The following is a 25,709-nucleotide window of genomic DNA, read 5'->3' on the forward strand; positions in this document are numbered from 1 at the left end:
AACACTCCTTCTCAGATCAGCACTCGTAGATATTGTACCCACAATTGTCCTGACTGAATCCAAAATACTCCTCGTTGGTCATATCCATGAAATAGCTGCATATCACCCTGCATATTCCGTTATGGCAAACAAACAGTACCGACGAATCCGGATAGGTCTCGCGGGTTTCAATTATCAGATCGTACGTTCTCCTGGCAATATCCATCATGGATTCTCCACCAGGATATCTGTATGCGAACATTCTTTTATTGTTCAGGAAATCCCTGTCGTCCCTCTGGACACCCTCATACACACCGTAATCCTGTTCTATAAGCCTTTCATCCGTAAGTACCGGCAAATGCTTTCTCTCCGCCACCGCTCGTGCTGTCTCCTGTGCCCTGGAGAGCGGCGATGCTATTATCACGTCAATAGAGCAGCTATCCAATCTCTCTGCAAGGAGCTGTGCCTGCTGAAGTCCTTTATCTGTAAGATGGGAATCTGTCCTGCCACAGACCTTATTAAGTCTGTTCCATTCCGTCTCTCCATGTCTTGCAACATATAACTTCATATGTTTTCTCCTTCCAGTCATATTGGGTATCTGCTCTTTTTACCAACTGTGTATTAACTACAAAAATCTCATGTCTTTATAATATTAAGCATTTTTGCAAATTAATCAACTGTTTTCGGCTATTAAAGCGTCTGGAATTATCTTCTATATGCTCATGCTGTCTGAGCTCGAACTATTGTCTTTGTTCTGTGAACTGCCATTTGCGCTGTCATTCTGCCCATTATCTGAATCGCCATCCGGTCTCTGCATATTTCCATCATCTGAATTGCCACCTGGTCTCTGCATATTTCCATCATCTGAGTTGCCGCCTGGTCTCTGCATATTTCCATCATCTGAATTGCCACCTGGTCTCTGCATATTTCCATCATCTGAGTTGCCGCCCGGTCTCTGCATTCCGCCATTATCTAAATTGCCACCCGGTCTCTGCATTCCGCCTGAGCCCTCGCTGTATGTAATATCATCCAGTGTAAATGTACTGCCCTGGTCTCCAACAGTCAGAGTGTAGATCCCACCCTGTTTCATATCTGATGTACTGATGACAACCGAGTTAAATTTCTTGTCTGCCTTGTAGCTGAGCACTTCTTTGCCATCGGAATTGGTGAGTGTGATCGTCTCTCCGGCGTCTATCCACTCGTCAAAGTTGACCAGAGCCGAGCACTGTGTGGACTCATCTCCAAATCCCTGTGCCATACCAGAACCACCTACAGCCACGATCTCGCCGCCTGTTATCGCAGCACAGATTCCGTAGTCCATCGCGCCATTGCCATTGTCAGAAGGGCCGAGTACATACACGCTGCCTCCTGTAATTCCAATGCAGCCGTTGGAGTCTATTCCATCACCATCAGCATTTATGTTTATCGTTCCTCCTGTTATAAAAATATATGCATCACTGTCGGCATCCATGTACACTCCGCCCATGCCTGGGCCGCCTCCAAAACCATCATGGTTGTATCCCGAGCCTGAGCTTCCTCCGGCCGCATTAAATCCGTCATCGCTTGACACCACGTCTATATCACCGCCAGTCACAAGGATCTTATACCCCTCTACCCCCTCACAACTCTTAGATACATCTATATCTCCACCAGTTATTATCAGAAGTCCCTCCGCATGGAGCGCGTCATCCCCAACCGATATGTTGATGTCTCCGCCTTCTATATATACATATCCATCCTGCTGGTCGTCATTTCCCGCATGTATACCATCCTCATCACAGCTCAGGTTAAATGTTCCATCCGCAATTCTCACGCTATCCTTGCCATTCAGGCAGTGATCCTGACTGTATATGGTATAAGTACCGCCTGTAACCACCAGGTCATCCTTGGACACGATTCCATGTCCCATGTTATCCTTGACCGTCAGGCTTCCAGTGCCATTAAGTGTGAGATCACATTTGGCAAATATCACAGCGTCCACATTATTGTCATCCGTCTGGACGTAGTCTCCGGATACCGTAAGACTGTTCCCTGCCCCTTCCGCCAACGTAACAAACACCTTGTCAGCGTTCTTTGCATATATAGCCGCATAGTCCGCAGCCATGATCGATACTCCGTCAAGTACAAGTTGAACCTTATCATCATCGCCCGCATCCACCACGATGGTGCCGTCTGTGAGTGTCCCTGACAGAACGTATACACCTGCCGCTTTGATAGTCACCACTCCATCCTCGATTTGAACATTTGAACTATTACATGCGGCTGTCTTTCCCGATAATGTTATCTTTACAGCCTCGCTCTCATCATAGGTTCCCGCCAGATCCCGCTTCGTGAACATATCTGTTATATCTATAGCCGCATCGCTCATGGCTTCATCTATAGCCGCCTGCATTTCCTCCACAGTCATCTCTGTCTTTACACTGGTATTCTCTGCATCCGCACTGCCATTTGGGCTTTCTTTATCAGCGTCAGTCTCTGTGCTCACATCACTTGTCACCTCAGTATCTGAAGTCGAGCTTGTGCTCTGGCTGGTTGAACATCCGGCAAGCATTGCCATGCACATGGCCGCTGTCAACCCTATAGCCAGACATTTGCGGATTCCCGCTATATGTCTCATATATTTATTCTTCCTCATACGATCATCTCCTTACTAAGTATCTGCCTTATCAACTGACTTCTACAATGTCATGTCCCCCGAATCCACCTGTGCCAGCATGATCTCAAGGTTGCCATTTCTCACTCTGAGCTTATCTATCATATCCTTCTGATTTGTGTCCTTCTTAAGCTTCACCACATATGTAAGCTTGAACAGCTTCCCATGTTGGTCGTCTTCACATTTATCAGTCTGTAGCTGTCTGTACAGTCGGCAAGTATCTCATCAAATGCCTCTGTATAGTCGAGATTTTCAGGCACGGTGATCTTCAGGGCTCTCTCTCCATCCCTTCCACCGCCAAATCCAGTAAGGCTGCAAATGAACATCGCTCCGCCAAGTATGACGGCAAATAATACTGCATATCCTATAAATCCCATTCCGGTCACAAGCCCAGCTCCCATCGCAAGGAATATGGCGCATATCTCCTTTGCCGAACCTGGAACCGATCTGAACCTTACAAGGCTGAATGCTCCTGCCACCGCAACGCCCGCGCCAACGTTTCCATTTACCATCATGATCACCACGCACACAACCGCTGGGATGAGTGCCAGTGTCACCAAAAAGCTCTGTGTATATCTGCTCCTAAACGCGTACACCCCAGCAAGGAATACGCCTATCACAAAAGATACCGCTATGCAGATCAGAAACTCCTGCACCGTTATCGTTGTCGCCGTTCCAAATATACTGTCAAATAATCCTGTCATCTTCTATCTCCTCCTGCTCATGTTTGTCACTTTATGATTTACATAATTCGTCTTTTTATAATTTTAGGTTTTAATTTAATATGATCGATATATATTTTTACTGATTGTTCTACTGATTTTGTACAGTCACTCTTTTGTATCCATTTTTTGTCAATATTATTTATTCTTGACTTATGTCAGCCTACCATCTGTTTATACGCCTCTCCATACTTTGAAAATGACGTCTTGTATGCTCCATACTTTGTGAGCAGATGTGACAGCCACAGCGGGAACCCACCTGCCATCTTGATCTCCATCAACACCTTATATTCTGGTATGACCTTGTACCCATATGGTTCTTTCTGAAGTGCCAGATCATCATTCTGCCACAGTATATTGTAATCAAACGTGATCCTGAGCTCCGGATCATCTATCCCTTTGTAGGAATCTCTCTCATACGAGAGAACCACCGCAGGCTCCAGATCTTTGTATACCTACATGAAATAATCGATCTCTCTGCCGATCTGACAATCCTTGTGTAGCGGCTGGCCGCCCACCAGATAATCCATAGCCTCCTGTTCAGGCACCTCCAGCCTCCTTTTGTACACAACAGATTTGTATTTCTTCTTGAGCTCGATAAAAACCTCTGAATCGTCATCCGGGACTCCATAGCTTCTGAGCCTGAGCTTCTCTTTGTAAACCGGCTTTTCTATGGAGTCTCTGATGAGCCTGTGGGAAGGAGTGTCAAAATATATGTTAATGATCTGGCTATGCGCAAACCTGTCCGGCTGCATATACCTTATCATTTCGCTCATTATCTGCTCGTACTGTTCTCTATCTAACATGTACTTAAGTTCATATCTTTTAAACGTGTTGTCTGCCATAAGCATCATCCTTTCTTTACCTTATCTCCTCTTGATGATGCTATAATAGCCTGTAAAACTTAAACGAACTTTAAATATAAAAAATTGTCTTCGGTGACTCCTGTTGGTGTGTATTCTCTACGTTGTATATCCAATCGGTAGTGCCGGCGACCGAACTTTGACGCTTCTGTGCCGCCGCAGAGAGCTAGGCGCCCTTATCGTGCTTGGCGCGGCGTGCACGATGGAAGCAAAATCAAAGTGAGGGTAGACAAACGTGATTGGATATACAACATAGAGATTACACCAACAGGAGTCACCGAAGACAACCGCAACGCAAAAACGCCCATCTGCGGATCACTCCACAGATGGACGTCTATAGTCTTATATTATAATCTTATGTCTAGTTGATTTGAAGATATGGCTCTCGCCTATTACCTAGGATTAGCAAACGCCCTGAGCAAGCATAGCGTCAACAACCTTCTCGAAACCGGCGATGTTAGCACCTGCAACATAGTCTGCGTTTCCGCCAACTGTCATGTTGTATCTCTTTGCTGCATCTGAGATGTTAGCGTAGATTGTCTCCATGATTCCCTTGAGCTTGCCATCAACTTCCTCGAATGTCCATGAAAGTCTCTCGCTGTTCTGGCTCATCTCAAGAGCTGATGTAGCAACACCACCTGCATTTGCAGCCTTACCACCAACGAAGAGAACACCATTCTCCTGAAGGTACTTAGTAGCCTCAAGAGTTGTAGGCATGTTAGCGCCCTCTGTTACTGAGATAACGCCGTTTGCAACAAGCATCTTAGCATCGTCAAGGTTAAGCTCGTTCTGTGTAGCACATGGAAGAGCAAGGTCACACTTGATTGACCATACGCCGTGATCATTTGCATCCTTCTTTACATGGTACTCAGCTGATGGTCTAGCAGCAGCATAAGCATCAAGACGTGCTCTCTTAACTTCCTTAACTTCCTTAAGAAGTGCAACATCGATTCCTTCTGGATCGTAGATCCAACCTGTAGAATCTGAACATGTAACACACTTAGCACCTAACTGATGTGCCTTCTGGATTGCGTAGATTGCAACATTACCAGCACCTGATACTGCACAAGTCTTGCCTGCGATATCAATGTCATGATCCTTTAACAGTGCGTTTGTAAGGTAAAGCAGTCCGTAACCAGTAGCCTCTGTACGAGCAAGTGATCCACCATATGTAAGTCCCTTACCTGTGAGAACTCCCTCGTATGATCCACGGATTCTCTTGAACTGACCGAACATGAAACCGATCTCTCTAGCGCCTGTTCCGATATCTCCAGCTGGAACATCGACATCAGCACCGATATACTTGCAAAGCTCTGTCATGAAGCTCTGGCAGAATGCCATGATCTCTCTGTCTGACTTACCCTTAGGGTCGAAGTCTGAACCACCCTTACCACCACCGATTGGAAGTGTTGTAAGTGAGTTCTTGAAAACCTGCTCGAAACCAAGGAACTTGATGATACCAAGGTTTACTGATGGGTGAAGTCTGAGACCTCCCTTGTATGGTCCAATGGCATTGTTGAACTGTACACGGAAACCTCTGTTGACCTGTACCTGTCCGTTGTCATCTACCCATGGTACTCTGAACATGAGCTGTCTATCTGGCTCTGTGATTCTCTCGAGGATAGCATTCTTTCTGTAAAGCTCCTCATTTGCCTCGATACAAGGTCTGAGTGAATCAAGAACCTCTGTTACTGCCTGTAAGAACTCAGGCTGATCTGCATTCTTCTTCTGTACTATCTCGAGTACTTCATCAACATATGACATAGTAAAAATCCTCCTAAACTGATTATATATCGTGACCTGTTAATTATTTCCTGACCACGCTCCCTATTATAGTATAGGAAATTAAGATTGTAAAGAAAAAACTTGTGAAATCTAAGTATTTTTTTGTTTTTACTTTATTTTATCCTGTTTTTACGAATTACACATACTGTTTGTAAACATTCAGTACCCTGTACGTTCGGATTTTGTATGCAGTTTTCTGTCTTTTGCAAAATATTTCAGATGCCCCTGCAGCAAATGATCAGTAATGCGATACAGAAATCACACACATCTTTCAACATAAAAATATAGCAGGACAAATCTTATTATTGTCCCGCCATATTCTGTCACACTTCTCATATTTTTGACTATTCTACTTCTTCTCCTCATCGTGGTGAAGATCATTCTTCCAGTATCTGCATCTGTGCTTTACATTTGTGGAGAATACAATCTGAGTCTTTGTCTTGCCAAATCTCTGAAGCTCTCCGACAAAATGATCGAGATCCGCTGTTGTCTTGAAACGTACCTCTATGAGCATTGAGTAATCTCCTGTCACGCAGTTGCACTCCACAACATTTAACACGCTGTCTATATATGGATAGAACTCTGCCTTCTGCTCCGGCGAAACCTCCAGATTGATAAATGCTTTGATATAATGGCCCATGGCCTCTGGGTTGAGCTTGGTGGTAAATCCCTCAAGCACGCCCTCGGCAAGCATCCTGTCTATTCTGGTGCCAACCGCTGTAGGTGACATGGACACCTCAGCGCCTATATCCTTGAGTGATACGCGTGCATTGTCCTGAAGCATGGCAAGTATCTTCTCATCCACCTCATCCAGTCTGTAGTATATCAGTTCTTTCTTTTCCATAAGATGTCTTCTCCTTCTCACTTTCTAAGGCAATTACAATATTATCCTACATAACCGCAATTGTCCTTTTCCCTATTCAAGCACCTTATCTCGTGGTGCAACTTGTGTTTCACAATCATATTAGCATATTTACTTAAGATTATAAATGTGTAGTGTCATTATATACCCTGCTCTGCGCAAATTACAACCTGATTTTTATGTATATTTACCGTTATACTCAACCTGGATTTTTACCCATAAGTTTTCGTCATTTTACGATATAATTATCCTCAAGCCAGTGCGCCACCCCATCCTCATCATTTGATGATATAACCGATGTGGCATACCTTTTTAGCTGTTCATCAGCATTTTGCACTGCGTAGCTTTCGTCAGCAAGTTCAAACATATCTATATCATTCCTGCCATCTCCAAAGGCAACCACCCTGTCGCATTCCAGAAGTTCCTGCAACTGTTTTATTGCATTTGCCTTAGATGCTGCAAACGGCATGATCTCCAGCCATTGTTCATCTGTATAAATGTCTTTCTGATATACACAGTGAAATGTTTCTTTATATTTATTGTACATTGGCTTTAATTTTTCCGGACTGTCAATGCAGGTTATGTAGAAAATATCTCCCACTTTCAAGTTCTCCGCAGACTTTACGACATTTGTCCTGACATCCCCCTGCCTGCTGAGCAGGAATTTCTTCATACCATCTGTGCACAGCTCCGGAACATACGAAAATTTCTCCCTGCCATCTATCCGCGCATACACTATCGGAAATATCTGATTACCGAATAGATCGTCGAGCACTGATCCTACCGATTCATCAAAGTAATTTGCAGCAAGGACTTCACCGGTAACATTGTCTACGATAAACGCCCCATTGTATACGATCAGTGGAATTTCTGCCCGCAGTCCGCTTGTCACCTTCTTCGCTGTAACAAGTGAACGCGCCGTGGCATAAGAGAATATCATTCCTCTATCTGTCAGATTATTGATTACACTGTTTGTATACTCGGATGTGGTCTCATCGCTGCGAAGAAGCGTACCGTCCAGATCTGATACATATAAAGTTTTCATGTTGTCACCCACCTATCACAATTTTTCTGCAATACATACTATATTTCTACAACTCACACATTTTCATACAACGTGCATTATTTCTTATAATGCTTTCGTTTTCCCACAATTCACTCGATTTCCTACTACCCACTAGATTTTCAATTTTCTACTACATACTAGTTTCCATAACACTCTATCTTCTGTACAGGATTTCCACATCGCCGTCCACAAATCCAGCGGCAACAGCCTCGTACTTCTTAAGTTTCTCAGCATATTTTCCTTCTGTGAGATACTTTCTGATCATCTCACAGGAAATATCAAGTATCTTCTCCCAGCCTACACCCTGCTGCCATTCGTACAGATCTTCCCCTGTCGTGAACTCCTCGTAACAATTCCAGTCCTCGTCCTCCTCGTCAAAATAAGTTGAACTTATCAACTGGATCGACCAATGCAAGTCCACCTCTTCATATATATTGAAGTTGATCGCCACCCCCGGCAGCGGCATATTCTCATCTAAAATTCTGTCTAACCATTTTGCAAATTCATCATACATAACTAATCCCCCGTATATAAAACAAAGGCTGATGTGAAGTATTCCCTATACACATCAGCCCTGTTTTTATGACTCTATATAATTATTACTTGTTGTTCTTGATGTACTCATCAATTCCCCTTGCACCAGCTCTACCAGCTTCCATTGCAAGGATAACTGTTGCAGCACCTGTTACGGCATCGCCACCGGCATATACGCCTTCCTTGGTTGTCTGTCCGTTTGCCTCTTCTGCAACGATACACTTCCACTTGTTTGTCTCAAGTCCCTCTGTTGTAGATGAGATAAGTGGGTTTGGTGAAGTTCCAAGTGACATGATTACTGTGTCAACGTCCATTGTGAACTCTGAATCTGGAATCACAACAGGTCTTCTTCTGCCTGATGCGTCTGGCTCACCGAGCTCCATCTTCACACACTTCATACCACATACCCAGCCGTTCTCATCCTCAAGGATCTCTGTTGGGTTTGTGAGGAGATCAAATATGATTCCCTCTTCCTTAGCGTGATGAACCTCCTCAACTCTGGCTGGGAGCTCCTCCTCTGAACGTCTGTATACGATATGTGTCTCAGCGCCAAGTCTGAGTGCTGTTCTTGCTGCATCCATAGCAACATTTCCGCCGCCGACAACGGCAACCTTCTTACCTCTCATGATAGGTGTATTTGAATTCTCGTCAAATGCCTTCATGAGGTTGCTTCTTGTGAGGTACTCATTTGCTGAGAATACGCCGTTGGCATTCTCGCCTGGGATACCCATGAACTTAGGAAGTCCTGCACCTGATCCGATGAACACTGCGTCAAATCCCTCATCCTCAAGGAGTGAATCGATGGTAACTGACTTTCCTACTACTACATTTGTCTCTATCTTAACACCAAGTGACTTGATGTTCTCGATCTCCTTGGCAACTACCTTCTCCTTTGGAAGACGGAACTCTGGAATTCCGTATACGAGAACTCCGCCCGGCTGGTGAAGTGCCTCGAATATAGTTACATCGTAACCCATCTTTGCAAGATCTCCGGCTGCTGTCACACCTGAAGGGCCTGATCCGATGACTGCCACCTTGTGACCATTCATCTCCTTTGCAGGCTCTGGCTTGATTCCGTTCTCACGGGCCCAGTCAGCAACAAATCTCTCAAGCTTACCGATGGATATCGCCTCGCCCTTGATTCCTCTGATACACTTCTGCTCACACTGTGTCTCCTGTGGACATACACGGCCACATACAGCAGGAAGTGCTGATGACTCGCTGATGATCTTGAATGCCTCAGCGAAGTTGCCTTCCTTGACCTGAGCTATAAATCCAGGAATATTGATAGATACAGGACAGCCATTCATACATGGGGCGTTCTTACATCCTATACATCTTGAAGCCTCAGCCATAGCCTCCTCTTCATTATATCCGTAACAAACCTCTTCAAAATTCTTTGCACGTACCTGTGGCTCCTGCTCGCGAACCGGCACTCTCTTCCAAACATCTACTTCTATAGCCATTACTTGTCACCTCCACAGTTTCCACATCCGCCATGATGTGTATCGCCCTCTTTTGCTGCAAGGAATGCTCTGCCCTCTGCAGTCTTGTAGAGCTGCTGACGCTGCATAGCCTCCTCAAAGTTCACCTTGTGTCCGTCGAACTCCGGTCCGTCAACACATGCAAACTTAACCTCTCCTCCTACTGTTACACGGCAGGCACCACACATACCTGTTCCGTCTACCATGATAGGGTTAAGGCTGACAACTGTAGGAATCTCCAGCTCCTTTGTGAGCTTACATACGAACTTCATCATGATCATAGGTCCGATGGCAACACACACATCGTACTTATTGCCAGCGTCTACAAGCTTCTGGATCTCATTTGTAACGACACCCTTGCTTCCATATGAACCGTCATCTGTTGTGATGTACAGGTTGCCGGCTACCTTCTTCATCTTGTCCTCAAGAATGATGAGTGACTTGTTTCTTCCTCCGACGATAACATCAGCATCGATGCCCTGCTCGTGGAGCCACTTAACCTGTGGATATACAGGTGCTGTACCAACACCACCTGCTACGAAAAGTATCTTCTTTTTCTTAAGCTCTTCTATATCTTCCTTGCAGAACTCTGATGGACATCCAAGTGGTCCAACGAAATCTGCAAATGAATCTCCTGCCTTCAAATTCTTCATCATCTCTGTAGCAGCTCCAACTACCTGGAATACTATAGTGATGGTTCCGTCCTCTCTTGAGTAATCACAGATAGTGAGAGGGATTCTCTCTCCATCCTCTGAACCTCTGACAATTACAAACTGTCCCGGAAGACATTTATTTGCAACTCGTGGTGCAACCACGTCCATGAGGTATATGGTCTCTGTCAACTGTTCAACCTTAGTAATCTTATACACTCTGTGCTCCGTCCTTTCCGACAGCCAAATTCTGACTGTTATGATCATTTTATTCTGTAAATGGGTGCAAACGCCCCTATTTATACACGTACGTACTTAATTTAGCAAAAAATATCAACAAAATCAAGGTATATGTAAAAATATCACTGTTCTAAAAATGATCCTCAGGTGCAAAAAATCCCGCCAAAAGAGAAAATTTTCTCTCTGGCAGGGACTATTATATCTTACTTTATATTACTGTCTCTTCCTCTTCGCCTTGGCCTTGAGTGCTTCCTCTTTCCTTCTCTCGTTCTCCTGAATTATAAGCTTCTTCATTCCCTCCAGCTTTTTCTGGTTCAGCCTTATCTGCTCAAGCTCACTCTCAGCCATCTGCTGTGCCTCTTCACTCTGGAAGCTGACAAACTTGTCAAATGCTCCCGGATAGGCAAATGTCTTTTCTACATTATTATAAGAAAATACAATTCTTATATGGCTTCCATCACATTCCATCACACTGCCTTCACCAAACTTCACATGGTTTACTTTTTCATTCTCAAACATTATTACATCCTCCTATCCATATTATTTCCATCTACAATACTGTTAAAACAAACTCACTAAAATTACGATATGATGCACCTGTCTGTTTCGATTCACAATGCTGACTCTGTTCACTATGTGTTCTTCCTGCTACTAATTATACTGTAACAAAAAAATCGGCACTTTTTCCAGTTAAAAATGCCGACTTTTTTATTTTCGTGAAAATAGTCACTGCGAGTCATTGTTTTTGTTCATTATTGATTTCTCAAACTCATGAACCACACAAAATGTGCTTGTATTTTTACCAAGCCATATTGTGCACTTTTTATCTATCTTGCATTTGCTTTGAGAAGTTCCGCAACCTCCGTCTCTGTTGCAAGTGAGAGTGCCTTTGCTGCCAACTCATCTGCTTCAGCCTTCGACCACTTGGCTATCGTTCCTCTTGTCGCAAGGACTGAAGTGGCACTGACTGAAAACTCTCCCAGTCCAAATGATATGAGGAGAGGTATGAGCAACGGATCTGCTGCCGCCTCACCGCACATGCCTACCATGATGCCCGCTGCATTTGCCGCCTCGATGATATTCTTCATGGAGCGGAGGACTGCAGGATTGTAGGACGAATACAGATACGCAACCTTTGCATTGCCTCTGTCGACCGCCATGGTATACTGTGTCAGGTCATTTGTGCCTATACTGAAGAAGTCTGCCTCCTTTGCGAGCAGGTCTGCTATGAGACTTGCCGCAGGCGTTTCTATCATTGCACCGACCTGGATATCCTTATTGTATGCTATATTCTCTGCATCAAGCTCAGCCATGAGCTCCTTAACAAGAGCCTTCACGCTTCTGATCTCATCAACACATGTGACAAGCGGTACCATAATCTTGATATCGCCAAATGCACTTGCGCGGAGAAGTGCCCTCAGCTGTACTCTGTATGAATCTTTATTCTGCAGACAATATCTCACTGCTCTAAAACCTAAGAACGGATTGTCCTCTTTCTCAAGTCCAAGGTATGGGATATCCTTGTCACCACCCACATCAAGGGTTCTGATGATGACTTCTCTGCCCTCCATGGTCTCGGCAGCCGCCTTGTACGCCTGGAACTGCTCTTCCTCAGATGGGAGCTCCGATGCGCCCATGAACAGGAACTCTGTTCTGAAAAGGCCAACACCCTCTCCGTCGCATGCAGCAACCTGCTTTGCATCCTCCGGATTACCAATATTGCCATACAAATGTACCTTTACACCGTCAGCTGTAACTGTGTCTTTGCCTCTATATACCTCAAGAAGTGCCTTGTCACTAAGATACTTCTCTCTCTTTGCCTGATATTCGTCTATCTCTTCCTGGGACGGATCAAGTATGCAAATTCCTTCACATCCGTCAACTACTGCTGTCATACCATCCGAAACCTTGTCAACTATTCCGTCCACACTGAGTACCGCAGGTATCTCAAGCGCCCTCGCAAGAATAGCCGAGTGGGATGTCTTACCGCCAACTGCGGTGATGATTCCTGCCACATTCTCCTTGACGATTCCTGCTGTCATGGATGGGGTGAGATCCTCAGCCACAAGGATAGTTCCAGCCGGGACCTCAGATATGTTCACATCTGGTGTGCCTGTAAGTATCTTGAGCATTCTCACCTTGATGTCGCCGATATCAGTTGCTCTCTGTCTTGTGAGCTCATCATCTGCCATCTGGAACATTCCGGCAAACATATCGCATGTACTCTCAAATGCAGCCTCTGCACAGGTTCCGCTCATAATCGCGCCCTTTGTGATCTCATCCATCCCCGGATCTGTGAGGAGCAGTATGTGTCCCTCAAGGATCTCCGCATTGTGCTCTCCGACACTCTCCTTCATGGCCTCTGCCATGGCATGTGTCTTCTCTGTAAATGCTGCAACTGCATCGTCATATCTCTTAATCTCTGCATCTGTATCTGTGATTGTTCTGTTCTCATATTCCGGCTTTGCGTCAGATATGATCACAACCTTTCCAACGCCGTAGCCGGCTGAACCCGCGATTCCTTTATTCATAAGAAAACCTCCAATTATTCTCTATACAACAAATGGTACTCAATCTGAGTACCATTTGTCCGTAACATTTACTGAAGTCTGATATCAGATTTCACTTATCATTTCCCTGCTGCAACGTCAGAACATCTACATGTCCTACTCGCCGAATCCTGACTCGATGAGCTCAACTGCCTTTGCAAGAGCCTCCTTCTCGTCTGCACCGTCACACTCTACTGTAACCTCAGCACCACACTTGATGCATGCTGCGATGATGAGCATTACGCTCTTGGCATTGATCTTCTTGCCTGCCACATCAAGAGTTACTGCGCATGAGAACTTTGTCATCTCCTTTGCAAACACTCCTGCTGGTCTCATGTGAAGTCCCTGTTCATTTACTACTTTTACTGTCTGTGCTACCATAATTTCTTCTCCTCCTTTTACGGACGGACCACCGGTATTCATTATGAAGCTTTGGGCTAATGACACATCCAGTATCCAGCAGCCAATCTATTCTGTGCGTGGTCCTGTCTCTTAATAAAATCTTATATTTGTGGAATTTCGTGAAATAATCCTGTTTCATTCTAACCATATGGTATCACAGCCAGATGACCTGCCATCTTTACTTGATCCATATTTTTATCAGATTTCTTTCGCAAACCCCAATTGTATAAATTATAACATTCTGTCGTTTTTTGTGCATTACTTTTGTGCAATTTTTAATCCTGAGCATTTTTCTTGATAAGACCGAGCATGATACATGTGATCACTGATCCTACAAGCCATGAGATGATGTATGGTAACCAGTTGCCTACTGTTGCGAATACAAAGATTCCGCCGTGAGGTGCCATCAGTGTACATTTGAATGCTGCTGACATTCCACCTGCAACTGCTGCGCCTACGAGCGTACATGGTATTACGTGGAGTGGATCTGCTGCTGCAAATGGTATTGCACCCTCTGTGATGAATCCACATGACATTACAATATTTGATACTGTTGAGTTTCTCTCTGCCTTTGTGAACTTCTTAGGGAAGAAGATACATGCAAGAGCAATTCCAAGTGGAGGTACCATACCACCTACCATAACTGATGCCATTGAGATATAGCATGCCTGAACTGCTGGATCTGAGAGCTGTGCGCCGCCTGCGACAAGCTCTGACGCTGTTGCGAGAACCATTGTTCCGTATACATAAGCTGCCTTGTTTATAGGGCCGCCCATGTCTATCGCCATCATACCGCCGAGGATAATTCCAAGTGGGATGAGAAGATTTTTATTTGCAAGGGCTGTCAGCATATCTGAAAGTCCTGTATTGATCAATCCAATAATTGGATTGAGTATAAATATCATAAGTACTGCAACTATAAACATACCAACAAGTGGATATATAAGTGTTGGCTTAATTCCCTCCAGTGACTTAGGGAATTTGGAGCAGATCTTTCTAAGAAGAAGAACTACATATCCTGCAAGGAAACCTGCTGCGATACCGCCGAGGAAACCTGATACTGTATTTCCGCCGCCCTCTGCTACAAATCCAAACTTTGATATAAATGACTGGAATCCGCCAAGGTTATCTCCTGCCCATACATAACCAGACAAGGCTGCATTTCCGGAAGATGCCAGGATACCACCGAGGAATCCGACTGCAAGTCCAGGTCTGTCCGCTATGGACTCTGCTATAAATCCTGCAAGTACCGGAACCATCACGCCCATCGCCAGGCCACCGGCATACTTGAAGAATGCTGAGAGCGGTGTCATGGAACCGAAGTTGGATCCACCTGTTGCACCGAATCCACAAAGTGTATCTATAAGGAATGCAAGAGCTGTGAGGATACCACCGCCGATTACGAATGGGAGCATGTGTGATACTCCGTTCATAAGATGCTTGTAGATCCTACTTCCCACACTGCCATTTGCACTGCTTGACTCTTTTCTGCCGCCCTCCTCGTGGTGAACAGGAACCTGACCATCCACGATCTTCTGTATGAGTTCCTCAGGCTTGTGTATTCCATCTGCTACTCTTGTGAAAAGAACTGGCTTTCCATCAAATCTTGCTGTTTCAACATTCTTGTCAGCTGCAACTATGATACCATCACAGTTTGCGATCTCTTCATCAGTAAGTATATTTTTTGCTCCGCCTGAACCATTTGTCTCAGCCTTTAAGGCATATCCCATCTTGGCGCCGGCCTTCTCAAGTGCCTCGGCTGCCATATATGTGTGAGCTATTCCTGTAGGACACGCTGTAACGGCAAGCACTCTAAAGCCTTTCTTCTCAGGAGCCTTCTCAACTGCCTTTTCCTCAGGCTTCTCTGCTGTCTCCTCTGGGAACTTTGCGTTCTCATATTTGTCAACGACTGCAAGGAATGCATCCTTGTCTGCTGCCTTCAGAAGCTCTGCTCTGAAGTCCTCATCCATGAGGAGCATAGACAGTCTTGAAAGCACCTCAAGATGTACATCTGATCCGCTCTCCGGTGCTGCGATCATGAAGAACAGGTTTGATGGCTGTCCGTCAAGTGAGTCGTAATCAACTCCATCTGGAACTGTCATAGCTGCAAGTCCAGGTCTCTTGACTGCCTTGTTCTTGGAGTGAGGGATTGCTATTCCTTCTCCTATAGCTGTTGAGCCCTCTTCCTCTCTCTTAAGTATTCCTTCTTTGTATGTTTTCTTGTCTGAGATGTTGCCTGCTGCATCATGCAGGTTTACAAGGTAGTCGATCGCTGCATCCTTTGAATCTACCTTTACACCCAGAGCAATGCTTTCCTTTGATAAAAGCTCTGTAATTCTCATAAGCGTAACCTCCTCTTAAATAATCAGCCGCATCCACATATGCTACTGTGCGATATCTGAATCTCCTAAGTATTCCCTCTCATGACGGAACACGTACAATTTACTATAACTGCTTATAGAGTTCTTCTACTTTGTCCGCTGTGGCGAGGCCTTCTGAAAATGCTGTGGCACTTCCGGTTGCTGTTCCTCTCTTCAATGCTTCCATGTAATCGTGATCCTTCAGGTAGCTTGCTGTGAATCCTGCCACCATAGAATCACCTGCCCCTACTGAGTTCACAACTGTTCCCTTTGGAACTCCGATCTTGTGAACCTCTCCTGTCTCTGTGATGAGTATTGCGCCATCTCCCGCCATGGATATGAGTACATTTCTTGCACCCATGACCTGAAGCTTCTTCGCATACTCAACGATCTCGTCATCGCTCTTTAAGACTACTCCGAACATCTCGCCAAGCTCATGGTTATTAGGCTTGATGAGGAATGGATGGAACTTCAATACATTGAGCAGAAGATCCTTTGTCGCATCCACCACGATATCGATGTTCCTGTTCATAAGCCTCTCCATGATCTGCTCATATATGTCAGCTGGAAGTGATGCTGGTATGGTTCCTGCAAGTACCAGGCAATCTCCGGACTGAAGCTTGTCCAGCTTATCAAACATCTGCTGAAGCTCATCTTTCTTAATGTCGGGTCCCTGGCCGTTGATCTCCGTCTCCTGTTCTGCCTTGATCTTGACATTTATCCTGCTGAGACCATCCTTCAGCTGGATAAAATCTGTCTTAACTCCCATGGCCTTGACTCCGTCCTCAATCTCCTTACCGGTAAATCCGGCAACAAAACCGAGAGCTACGGAATCAACTCCTATGTTCTTAAGTACGGTTGAGACATTGATACCTTTGCCGCCATAGAATATGGCTTCTGACTTACTTCTGTTCACCATTCCAAGCTCAAGGCTGTCCATCTTGACAACATAATCGAGCGCCGGATTGAATGTCACCGTATAAATCATTATCTGAGTACCTCCTTTACAACTGTGGCATCTATGTACTTATCATTTACAAGTCTGTCAGTGATAATACAGGCTTTTTCGATTGCCGCAAATGTCACCGCTGTCACCTTGTCGAACTTGCTGCTGTCAGCAAGGACTATGCTCGCATAAGATCTGTTCACCGCTTCCATCTTCACCATAGCCTCTTCCACATCAACCGTTGTGAATCCGTAATCCATATGGATTCCATTCGTTCCAAGAAAGCACTTTGTGAAATTGAACTTTTTCATGGAATTGACTGCCTCGGCTCCGATGATCGCCTCTGTGATCGGCTTAACAAGTCCGCCTATCATGTATGTTCTGAGGTTCTTCTTCAGAAGTCTCTTGGCATGTGCTATTCCATTGGTGACAAATGTAGCATTTGTTTCGCCGATATAGTCGATCATGAGCTCCGTGCTGGTTCCTGCATCTATAAATATGAAATCTTCATCATTGATCATCGTTGCCGCATATTTTGCAATGGCACTTTTCTCTTCGACGTTGAGCTGTGCCTTGGCTGAAACCGGTGCCTCATTGGTGATATATTCATGCTCGATCGCCTTGGCACCACCATGGAATCTCTTGATCTTACCCATATCGTCCAGAGCTATCAAATCTCTTCTTATAGTAGATTCGGACGCTCCCGTGATCTCCGTGAACTCTGCAACTGTCATAGACTTTTTCTCTTTCAGTGCATCTAAAATCGTTGTGTATCTATCCTCGGTCATCATAATAATTGCCTCCTGCCTTTTAAGTATGTCTCCTGTATATGTGTTTTTCGTGTTTGTGTATTTTCTTTTTTCGTGGCTTTTCAGAATGCATATATCTGCATCCGGTGCTTTTAACTTTTCTTTAGGATAACATATTTTTTGACTGTTTTCAATTATTTGTGATTGTTTCAAGGTGGTTTTCACTTGATTTCAGTCACTTTCAATCAATCTATATGCATAATATCATCGCAAATGAAGATTGTCAATCATTATTCTGCATATTTTTGAAGATTTTTGAATTATTTTGATTGTTTTTGACTATTTGCAGGTTTGGTACTCGTTTTGCAGCTTCCAGCACACAAAATAAGACACCGACCAAATCTGATCCGTGCCTTACTCTGCGTTATCAATCTATGATTATTCTGCCACATCCGCAGGATTTACATGCACCATCACATGCTTTACCTTTGGAAAATTCTTCTCTATGCCCTCATGGACCTCTTCCGCTATCTCATGCGCATGTCGCAATGTATATGAACCGTTTACACCTATCTCCACATCTACGTATATCTTGTTGCCAAATATCCTTGTGTGGAGAAGATCAACACTGAGAACTTCTTTCTGGGCGAGCACAAAATCCCTCATCTCTTTCTCTGTCTCATCATCACAGGAGTGATCCACCATCTTGTCCATGGCATCCTTGAAGATATCGTATGCCGCCTTAGCTATGAATATAAAGATAACAATACTTGCAATGGAATCCATAACCGGGAATCCCATCATCGCACCACCGATACCGACAAGCGCGCCGACCGATGACAGCGCATCTGATCGGTGATGCCATGCATCTGCCATAAGTGCACTTGAATCTATCTTCTTCGCATAGTGTCTTGTGTACCAGTACATTATCTCCTTTGTGACAATGGATACAACAGCCGCCACCAGTGCCAGCACCCCCGGTTTCTGCAGGCTTTGGTAATTGCCACCGATTATGTCCTTAACCGCCTGCGAGCCGATCTTGATACCGGTATACAACAGCACTATAGACAACACGATCGCTGCCACACACTCAAGCCTCTCATGGCCGTAAGGATGTTCCTTGTCGGATTCCTTCGACGCCAGCTTCACCCCGATTATGACTATTATGGTGCTGAACACGTCTGATGCTGAATGTACCGCATCACTTATCATTGCATTTGAATGTGCAAATATTCCCGCAAATAATTTGAATACTGACAACAGTACGTTCTGTACTATCGTTATAAACGATACTTTATTTGCAACCTTTTTAAACTCATCCTCTGATACGGCAGATGCCGCCATCGTGTTTATTTTGTTTGCGCTTTCCATATAATCAGCCATCCTTTCTTAAATGAACACCAGTCTATTGATAATCACCTTAATCAAAAGACCGATACTGTGCGATCAATAAATTTCAGAAAGCTCTTATCACTAAATATATGTGGGAGATTTTATAGAATGTCTAAAAGAGTATAAAAAAACACCCACGACTCAGTATTAGTAACTACTGTCCCGTGGATGTAAAGATTCCACTGCCATGATGGCCCGACTCCTTGGCTTTCGCCAATGGTCTGCTCAGTTTGTACTGTAGATTTATATGCAGTGCAAAGAGTTAATTTAGGTTACCATCTATGGCAGTCTATGTCAATATTTATTTTCAGATCAAAATTCTTTTTCAAAACTGAACTTAATATCCTTGAGATCAAGTCCATTCGATTTCACATACAGTCGGAGCACATTGAATCTGCCGTAAAATTTGACCTCTTTCCTGATCACAACATCCTTGCCGTCAGTTCCGTTAAATGTGAAGTTGCTCACAGGGAATCCGTTGAAAAACAGGGTACACGGCAGCTGGGCAAGCTTTTCGAGTGTCGAGCTTCCCCTCAGGCTCACCTCATACTCTCCCGGATGTTCAACATCAAGGGCTATGACATAATTCGTGTCGGCGGTGCTGGCCTTCTCTGTCAGATCTATAAGTATGTCTCTGTCGACATTGATGTATTCCACATCATCAATTGAAAAATCGTCCGCCTGCTTTGGACGGTTTATTATCTCTACCTCTACAGGCTCTCCCACAAGACGCTTAAATGCATTCGTATTCATGGCAAAGTTACACACATTCTTTGCAATTCTCTGGAGCTCAGCTCTCAATATACGTCCGTCCTGAAGTGCCTCTATGACATTATCTCCGCCCATGTTCTTCGAGCCGTCCGGGCAGCACATATACATGTCATTCTGTGCCTGTATCATAGTCGCAAAGTCATTTGCATCCGGCTCCATACCCCTGCGGTTGATGGATGCCCACCAATCTGTCATGACCACGCCTGTAAATCCCCACTCATTTCTGAGTATCGTGGTATTCAGATCATAACTTCCTGCGGTGTAGAGACCATTTACCAGACCATATGTTGTCATAACAGAGTCGGCATATCCCGACTTGACAGCTATCTCAAATCCCTTCAGGTATATCTCCCTGAGTGCCCTCTGGGAGATGACCGAGTCCGTCGTATGGCGGTGATACTCCTGATTATTTCCGCAGAAATGCTTGATCGTTCCGGACACGCCGCTGGACTTAAGTCCCTCTAACTGTGCAGTTGCAATGGAACCCGTAAGGTATGGATCCTCGGAGAAATACTCAAAGTTTCGTCCATTAAGCGGGTGACGGTGGATATTCATTCCCGGTCCGAGAAGAACCTCAACCTTATTTGCTGTCATCTCAAGTCCGAGAAGTGCGTAAAGTCTGGTGTTCAATTCTTTGTTAAATGAACATCCGCACAGAGTGCCATTTGGAAGTGAGAATGCCTTCATACCTGAGTCGAGTCTCATTCCCGATGGTCCGTCATCACAGCACACCGACGGAATCTTATGTGCGATCAAATTTGGCGATACCCCGGCAAATGCTGACGCTGTTCCCGCCGTCACAAGAGAACTTCCCATTCCCTCGCCGCGAACAAAGCATGCCAGATCCTCATCATCAAACTGCGCTATGAACTCATCCATGGAAGCCTTGCCTTCCCTTACATCAAGAAGCGTAATTCCCTTGTCACCAGTAACCGGTATCTCCTCCGGCAGTTCCTGCTCTCTCCTGTCATACATATCAACAGTGACTAGAGGTGCCTCCTCATACTCTATAAGCATCCTGCCGTTCTCATCACAGAATGGTTTCATGCGGTCAAACTTCTCATATGGTGCAAGTGCCTCCTGAAGTTTCTGAAGCTCCACTGTCTCAGCGAGCTCAAAGAACAGACACTCTGTTGTATTTCTTATGCTGTTTCCTACATGGATAGTGTAGTCTCCAGCTTCAAGCACATAACAGTTTCTATGGCCTGTCGCCCCTGAATCGTCAAATGATGCCATACGGTCAAGCGGAATCTCAAACTTCAGCTCATCGCTGAGTCCCGGAACAAGCTCCTTTGTCTTCGCAAAATCAATGAGTACTCTGGATGGCTTGCCAAGCCTGCCCTGTGGCATCTCACCGTACACCTGGACAACCTCCTTGCCAAGTCTCTTTCCTGTATTTGTGACTTTGACACAGATATTCGCCACACCTTTTTCAAAATCCATGCTTGCATGCTTTACACCGATTTTGAAGTCTGTGTATGACAATCCATATCCAAACGGATATCTGACCTTATCCTTTGCAAATGTCTCAAAATAACGGTATCCAACATAGATATCCTCGGCGTAGAAATTTCTCTCTTCGCCGCCGAAATTGTCATACGCAGGATAATCCTTGATATCGTAGGCTATCGTGTCTGTGAGTTTTCCTGAAGGGCTGACATCTCCTACGAGGACATCAGCCACTCCGTATCCTCCGACCATTCCACCCTGCCATACATACATGCAGGCATCCGGGGAAATCGTGTCGAGAAATGACATATCTATAAGACCGCCGACATTCAAGAGAACGATCATCTTCTGGAAATTCTCCCTGACAAGTCTAAGCATATCAGTCTCTATATCAGTGAGCATAAATGCTCCTTTTTCAAGTGTATTGTCCTTGTCCTCGCCAGCTGTTCTTGCGATTATCACTATGGCTGAATCCGACTCGCCGGCAGCCTCCTGCACAAGCTCCTCTGTAACCGGCATCTCCGCCTGTGACCACGGCTCCTGTCCCCAGCCAAGTCCCAGCTCCACAGGATGTTCCTTATCCCATGCGGCATAAGTCTCTGCCAGTTTCTGATTGACATTTACATCCTTGCACTCATTAAGTGCATCAATGATTCCTACCACTTTGGCAACATTCACCATGCCACCCGAACCGGTTCCACTCTTATAATAATGGTTCTGCATACGTCCAAATACAGAAACCGTCTCTCCCTGCTTAAGCGGCAGAGCCTTGTTGTCATTCTTTAACAGAACCAGGCCCTCTGCAGCCATCTCACGAGCTGTCTTCTCATAGACCGCCCAGTCAAGTACTCTATCTTCCATCTGCCTACCTCCCAATATATCTTTGCTCAATTCCATATGGTGATATTGTACATCATACAAGTAAACTTTGATATGGAAAACTTTAACTTTTTGCTGTGCAAAACGCAAGCGAGTCAGACAGTTTACTCCCCATTCATACTGCCGGAAACGGAAGATATAGTTGTTTGTCATATGCCACGCTTTATATAATCCTCATCAAGCTTTGTACTCCATTCCCTGTCATCGAGGGCGGCAGCCCCCGCCATCGGCTCGGATGAGCGCATCGCATGCACCGCATTCCCTACAGCTCCATACACATTCTCTGTTCCAGCCTCGTCGCACACATAATTCACCGCCCGCTCCGGTCTTATTCCAAAGCGTCCTGCCTCCATGACAGCATCGATATTTGCTCCGATGAAGATGAATTCCCAGCCATACTTTTTCTGCTGGCGCTTAACCATCTTCTGTATCATCTCATAGCTGTAATTCCGGCTGGCGTTCTCCATTCCGTCTGTGATTATCACGAACAATGTCTTCTCAGGCACATCCTCTTTTCTTGCATACTTGTGGATATTGCCGATATGGTGAATCGCACCTCCAAGCGCATCAAGCAGTGCTGTGCAGCCACCCACGTAATAGTCATTGTCCGTCATCTCTGGTACATTCTCAATAGGAATCCTGTCGTGCAGTACTCTGCTGAAGTCGTCAAAGAGCACAGTCGAAACGTACGCCTCTCCATCATCACCGCTATTTTTCTTCTGCTTTTCCATCATTGAATTGAATCCACCTATCGTGTCAGCCTCAAGTCCGTGCATTGAACCACTTCTGTCCAGAATAAATACTATCTCCGTAAGTCCTTTTTTCATAATCATCAACCTCACATTCTTTTATCTTATTGTTTTTATGTGTCAGGAAATGCAAATGTGTAAACAATCTGCATGCACGTGCGTTTTAGAAATTAACCTTGGCATGTCCACTCTGCTTTCCCTTAATATGAGTTAATAATAACCTGTATAACAAACAAAAAGGTCACCCCGCAGGCGACCTTCTCATTTTACTTTGTTTTATTCTGACAGCGAGGCAAGTCCATAGTCGAACAGAACTATATTGATCTTTATGACGCTGTATTCTTTATGTACTATATGATACTCCACGATCTTGTCCGTCTGAGAGATCGGTGAGAGTGCGTATCCGGCAAGCCCCAGGAAGTCAACAGTCTCATCAAGATTTAGGCGAAGCCCGACTGCCAGTGACAGAACTTTTTCCTTCGACGGCTTTATCCTGCCCTTCAGGAGCTTTGAGAAATACTGCTTGCTTATATTTGCCGCAGTGTAAACCTCTGAATTCTTAAGTCCCCTTTTGTTGATTAACTGCTGTAGATGTTTTTCAAAGCTGTCTGTGTAAATGCCCTTCAGCATTTCGTCCAGAGAACCATTTGAGGTGTTTTCATGTATTCCCGAACTCTTAGCTGACTGTGCCGGTGCTCCATATCCCATAAACTGAGGTCTCTGCTGACCGCAAAGATATTCTTCAGCGAACCTTGCAGTGTCTTGGCATTCATCACACGCTGACAAGGTGCGATATTCACTCAGATTTTTTTCAGCAACATATTCGTCATCTATGAAGCTCTTCACATCATCATACCATTTTCCTGATACATGATATGAATGATCATCAAACACCACAAGCGTGATGTCCATCTCATGCTCCTGCAGAAATGATGTAAATGCATCAATTGCGATCTGAATTCCAAGCTCTTTAGGAAAGCCGTAAGAGCCCGTAGCCATCAGTGGAAATGCAATCGACTTACATCTGTGTGCATATGCCATAACTAATGCTTTGTCATAACACCTTCTGAGAAGCTCCGGCTCCTGATGTCTTCCATCCACCCAGGCAGGTCCGCTTGAATGAATGATGTATCTCGCAGGAAGATCAAATGCTTTCGTTATCCCTACCTCTCCCGCAGCCATAGTTCCAACCTTTGCCCTTGCCTTCAGAAGCCTGTCACGCCCCGCAGCCGCATATATTGCAGAGTCCACTCCAGCTCCCACGGCAACGTGCGGATTTGCCGTATTTACTATCGCATCTGCATGAACTTTTGTTATATCGCTTCTAATAATCTTAAATGGCATTCGGCTGTCTCCCTGATTTGTTTGATATATTAAGAACGATAATCCCCATTGATCTTCACGTAATCATATGTCAGGTCACAGCCCCATGCCTTGGCTGTTACATCGCCGATTCCGAGATCTATGTTGATGTGTATCTCATCTGAGCTCAATACCTTGGCTGCCTTCTCCTCTGAGAATGGTACACCTGCGCCGTTGCGGCATACAGGAACCACGCCAAATTCTGACTCAAGATCAACTGCAACCTTGTCTATATCAAAGTCAGCCTCCGCATATCCGATGGCACAGAGAATACGTCCCCAGTTGGCGTCCTCGCCGAACATAGCGCACTTTGTAAGTGGGGAACGGATAACGCTCTTTGCCACGATGATGGCTGTGTCAAGGTCAGGTGCTCCTGCGACTGTACACTCTATCATCTTGGTTGCGCCCTCGCCGTCTGAGGCAAGCATCATGGTCATACACTCCATAACTATGTAGAGTGCTTTCTTGAACTTCTCATAAGCTTCGTTCTCCGTGTCGATGAGTTTGTTGCCCGCAATGCCATTTGCCATGACTGTCAGGGTATCATTTGTGGACTGGTCCCCGTCTACGGAGAGACAGTTATAAGTCACCTTTACGATCTCTGAGAGCGCCTTCTGGATCAGCTCTGATGTGATGGCTATATCTGATGTGATGAAGTTAAGCGTTGTAGCCATGTTTGGATGGATCATTCCGCTTCCCTTTGCCATACCGCCGAGAGTACATGTCACTCCGTCTATATCAAACCGGACCGCAACCTGCTTGTCCACTGTGTCAGTGGTCATGATAGCATTTGCAGCTTTGTCGTTGCCGTCTGCTGAGAGACCGTCTGCAAGCTCTTTCATATGCTCCTCAAATGGCTCGATAGGGATGATCTGTCCGATGACGCCTGTTGAAGCATTGATGACAAGGTTCACATCTATACCCAGGGCATCCGCTGCAAGCTGGGATATCTTCTCAGCCTTCTCTATTCCATCTGCGTTGCATGTGTTGGCATTCTTGGAGTTCACAATGACTGCCTGTGCCTTGTTGCCAGATTTCTTCAGGTGCTCCTTGGTAACTGTAACCGGCGCGCCCTTCACCTTGTTCTGTGTATACACGCCTGCTGCCACACATGGCACCTCTGAAAATACCATTCCAAGATCATTCTTGTTCTTGTCAGGGTTCAGTCCACAGTTAAGTCCATTTGCCGTGAAACCCTTGGCCGCGCACACGCCACCGTCTACATATGTATAACCGTCATATATCTTCTTGTTCATAGTAATC

19 protein-coding genes, 2 pseudogenes and 1 riboswitch are annotated in these 25,709 nt (G+C 45.1%); all 21 genes and pseudogenes read right to left on the reverse strand.

Features of this window, described 5'->3' with window-relative positions:
• Positions 1 to 16: 16 nt before the first annotated feature.
• The 21 genes and pseudogenes from DXB91_RS09715 to argJ all read right to left on the reverse strand — a co-directional run bounded on the left by DXB91_RS09715 (position 17) and on the right by argJ (position 25,702).
• Positions 17 to 547: a histidine phosphatase family protein gene (locus DXB91_RS09715; protein WP_015533999.1), complete on the reverse strand. Its 531-nt coding sequence runs from the start codon at positions 545 to 547 to the stop codon at positions 17 to 19.
• 144 nt (positions 548 to 691) lie between these two features.
• Complete coding sequence (locus DXB91_RS09720) at positions 692 to 2,614, reverse strand: carbohydrate-binding domain-containing protein (RefSeq protein ID WP_118017765.1); 1,923 nt, start codon at positions 2,612 to 2,614, stop codon at positions 692 to 694.
• 42 nt (positions 2,615 to 2,656) lie between these two features.
• A pseudogene (locus DXB91_RS09725) lies at positions 2,657 to 3,336 on the reverse strand (DUF4956 domain-containing protein).
• A gap of 176 nt (positions 3,337 to 3,512) precedes the next feature.
• A pseudogene (locus DXB91_RS09730) lies at positions 3,513 to 4,208 on the reverse strand (polyphosphate polymerase domain-containing protein).
• Between the two features lie 411 nt (positions 4,209 to 4,619).
• Positions 4,620 to 5,981, reverse strand: a complete 1,362-nt coding sequence (gene gdhA / locus DXB91_RS09735) for an NADP-specific glutamate dehydrogenase (protein ID WP_004851315.1) — start codon at positions 5,979 to 5,981, stop codon at positions 4,620 to 4,622.
• Positions 5,982 to 6,351: 370 nt separating this feature from the next.
• Positions 6,352 to 6,846 carry an Lrp/AsnC family transcriptional regulator gene (locus DXB91_RS09740; RefSeq protein WP_015534003.1) on the reverse strand — a complete coding sequence of 165 codons (495 nt, stop codon included), beginning with the start codon at positions 6,844 to 6,846 and terminating at the stop codon, positions 6,352 to 6,354.
• A 247-nt stretch (positions 6,847 to 7,093) separates the two neighbouring features.
• Positions 7,094 to 7,909 carry an HAD family hydrolase gene (locus DXB91_RS09745; protein WP_118017767.1) on the reverse strand — a complete coding sequence of 272 codons (816 nt, stop codon included), beginning with the start codon at positions 7,907 to 7,909 and terminating at the stop codon, positions 7,094 to 7,096.
• Between the two features lie 175 nt (positions 7,910 to 8,084).
• The gene (locus DXB91_RS09750; RefSeq protein WP_004851321.1) at positions 8,085 to 8,444 is read right to left on the reverse strand and encodes a hypothetical protein; all 360 of its coding nucleotides are present in this window, start codon (positions 8,442 to 8,444) and stop codon (positions 8,085 to 8,087) included.
• Positions 8,445 to 8,529: 85 nt separating this feature from the next.
• Positions 8,530 to 9,930 carry an NADPH-dependent glutamate synthase gene (gene gltA / locus DXB91_RS09755; RefSeq protein ID WP_118017769.1) on the reverse strand — a complete coding sequence of 467 codons (1,401 nt, stop codon included), beginning with the start codon at positions 9,928 to 9,930 and terminating at the stop codon, positions 8,530 to 8,532.
• On the reverse strand, positions 9,930 to 10,817 hold the full coding sequence (locus tag DXB91_RS09760) for a sulfide/dihydroorotate dehydrogenase-like FAD/NAD-binding protein (protein WP_118017895.1): 888 nt from the start codon (positions 10,815 to 10,817) through the stop codon (positions 9,930 to 9,932). Before DXB91_RS09760 ends, gltA begins: the two co-directional genes overlap by 1 nt.
• 234 nt (positions 10,818 to 11,051) lie before the next feature.
• Entirely contained in the window at positions 11,052 to 11,357 is a 306-nt protein-coding gene (locus DXB91_RS09765) for a hypothetical protein (RefSeq protein ID WP_118017771.1), read from the reverse strand.
• A gap of 308 nt (positions 11,358 to 11,665) precedes the next feature.
• On the reverse strand, positions 11,666 to 13,369 hold the full coding sequence (gene ptsP, locus DXB91_RS09770; RefSeq protein WP_118017773.1) for a phosphoenolpyruvate--protein phosphotransferase: 1,704 nt from the start codon (positions 13,367 to 13,369) through the stop codon (positions 11,666 to 11,668).
• Positions 13,370 to 13,504: 135 nt separating this feature from the next.
• Positions 13,505 to 13,768 carry an HPr family phosphocarrier protein gene (locus DXB91_RS09775; protein WP_022216909.1) on the reverse strand — a complete coding sequence of 88 codons (264 nt, stop codon included), beginning with the start codon at positions 13,766 to 13,768 and terminating at the stop codon, positions 13,505 to 13,507.
• Between the two features lie 296 nt (positions 13,769 to 14,064).
• The gene (locus DXB91_RS09780) at positions 14,065 to 16,131 is read right to left on the reverse strand and encodes a PTS fructose transporter subunit IIABC (RefSeq protein ID WP_118017775.1); all 2,067 of its coding nucleotides are present in this window, start codon (positions 16,129 to 16,131) and stop codon (positions 14,065 to 14,067) included.
• Between the two features lie 103 nt (positions 16,132 to 16,234).
• A complete protein-coding gene (gene pfkB / locus DXB91_RS09785; protein ID WP_118017778.1) occupies positions 16,235 to 17,137 on the reverse strand; it encodes a 1-phosphofructokinase in 903 nt (300 codons plus the stop codon).
• A complete protein-coding gene (locus tag DXB91_RS09790; protein ID WP_118017780.1) occupies positions 17,137 to 17,886 on the reverse strand; it encodes a DeoR/GlpR family DNA-binding transcription regulator in 750 nt (249 codons plus the stop codon). The genes pfkB and DXB91_RS09790 overlap by 1 nt, the downstream gene beginning before the upstream one ends.
• A gap of 396 nt (positions 17,887 to 18,282) precedes the next feature.
• Complete coding sequence (locus DXB91_RS09795) at positions 18,283 to 19,215, reverse strand: cation diffusion facilitator family transporter (protein WP_118017782.1); 933 nt, start codon at positions 19,213 to 19,215, stop codon at positions 18,283 to 18,285.
• Positions 19,216 to 19,391: 176 nt separating this feature from the next.
• A riboswitch (NiCo riboswitch) is annotated at positions 19,392 to 19,475 on the reverse strand.
• A gap of 73 nt (positions 19,476 to 19,548) precedes the next feature.
• The gene (locus DXB91_RS09800) at positions 19,549 to 22,317 is read right to left on the reverse strand and encodes a glycoside hydrolase family 3 protein (protein ID WP_118017784.1); all 2,769 of its coding nucleotides are present in this window, start codon (positions 22,315 to 22,317) and stop codon (positions 19,549 to 19,551) included.
• Between the two features lie 167 nt (positions 22,318 to 22,484).
• Complete coding sequence (locus tag DXB91_RS09805; RefSeq protein ID WP_118017786.1) at positions 22,485 to 23,162, reverse strand: vWA domain-containing protein; 678 nt, start codon at positions 23,160 to 23,162, stop codon at positions 22,485 to 22,487.
• A 198-nt stretch (positions 23,163 to 23,360) separates the two neighbouring features.
• Complete coding sequence (locus DXB91_RS09810) at positions 23,361 to 24,428, reverse strand: macro domain-containing protein (protein ID WP_118017788.1); 1,068 nt, start codon at positions 24,426 to 24,428, stop codon at positions 23,361 to 23,363.
• Between the two features lie 29 nt (positions 24,429 to 24,457).
• Positions 24,458 to 25,702 (reverse strand): bifunctional glutamate N-acetyltransferase/amino-acid acetyltransferase ArgJ, encoded by a 1,245-nt coding sequence (gene argJ / locus DXB91_RS09815; RefSeq protein ID WP_118017790.1) that lies wholly within the window; start codon positions 25,700 to 25,702, stop codon positions 24,458 to 24,460.
• Positions 25,703 to 25,709 lie beyond the last annotated feature (7 nt).

This window comes from Coprococcus sp. OM06-34AC, from assembly GCF_003462545.1.
In the GTDB taxonomy this organism is placed as follows: Bacteria; Bacillota; Clostridia; order Lachnospirales; family Lachnospiraceae; genus Coprococcus; species Coprococcus aceti.

What these genes read in the sequence shown, in the direction of transcription:
- DXB91_RS09800 (WP_118017784.1), bottom strand. Translation starts at nt 22,317, where the DNA reads ATGGAAGATAGAGTACTTGACTGGGCGGTCTATGAGAAGACAGCTCGT.
- DXB91_RS09790 (WP_118017780.1), bottom strand. Translation starts at nt 17,886, where the DNA reads ATGATGACCGAGGATAGATACACAACGATTTTAGATGCACTGAAAGAG.
- pfkB (WP_118017778.1), bottom strand. Translation starts at nt 17,137, where the DNA reads ATGATTTATACGGTGACATTCAATCCGGCGCTCGATTATGTTGTCAAG.
- DXB91_RS09745 (WP_118017767.1), bottom strand. Translation starts at nt 7,909, where the DNA reads ATGAAAACTTTATATGTATCAGATCTGGACGGTACGCTTCTTCGCAGC.
- DXB91_RS09795 (WP_118017782.1), bottom strand. Translation starts at nt 19,215, where the DNA reads ATGGAAAGCGCAAACAAAATAAACACGATGGCGGCATCTGCCGTATCA.
- gdhA (WP_004851315.1), bottom strand. Translation starts at nt 5,981, where the DNA reads ATGTCATATGTTGATGAAGTACTCGAGATAGTACAGAAGAAGAATGCA.
- DXB91_RS09805 (WP_118017786.1), bottom strand. Translation starts at nt 23,162, where the DNA reads ATGAAAAAAGGACTTACGGAGATAGTATTTATTCTGGACAGAAGTGGT.
- DXB91_RS09775 (WP_022216909.1), bottom strand. Translation starts at nt 13,768, where the DNA reads ATGGTAGCACAGACAGTAAAAGTAGTAAATGAACAGGGACTTCACATG.
- DXB91_RS09780 (WP_118017775.1), bottom strand. Translation starts at nt 16,131, where the DNA reads ATGAGAATTACAGAGCTTTTATCAAAGGAAAGCATTGCTCTGGGTGTA.
- DXB91_RS09750 (WP_004851321.1), bottom strand. Translation starts at nt 8,444, where the DNA reads ATGTATGATGAATTTGCAAAATGGTTAGACAGAATTTTAGATGAGAAT.
- DXB91_RS09765 (WP_118017771.1), bottom strand. Translation starts at nt 11,357, where the DNA reads ATGTTTGAGAATGAAAAAGTAAACCATGTGAAGTTTGGTGAAGGCAGT.
- DXB91_RS09720 (WP_118017765.1), bottom strand. Translation starts at nt 2,614, where the DNA reads ATGAGGAAGAATAAATATATGAGACATATAGCGGGAATCCGCAAATGT.
- DXB91_RS09715 (WP_015533999.1), bottom strand. Translation starts at nt 547, where the DNA reads ATGAAGTTATATGTTGCAAGACATGGAGAGACGGAATGGAACAGACTT.
- DXB91_RS09810 (WP_118017788.1), bottom strand. Translation starts at nt 24,428, where the DNA reads ATGCCATTTAAGATTATTAGAAGCGATATAACAAAAGTTCATGCAGAT.
- argJ (WP_118017790.1), bottom strand. Translation starts at nt 25,702, where the DNA reads ATGAACAAGAAGATATATGACGGTTATACATATGTAGACGGTGGCGTG.
- ptsP (WP_118017773.1), bottom strand. Translation starts at nt 13,369, where the DNA reads ATGAATAAAGGAATCGCGGGTTCAGCCGGCTACGGCGTTGGAAAGGTT.
- DXB91_RS09740 (WP_015534003.1), bottom strand. Translation starts at nt 6,846, where the DNA reads ATGGAAAAGAAAGAACTGATATACTACAGACTGGATGAGGTGGATGAG.
- gltA (WP_118017769.1), bottom strand. Translation starts at nt 9,930, where the DNA reads ATGGCTATAGAAGTAGATGTTTGGAAGAGAGTGCCGGTTCGCGAGCAG.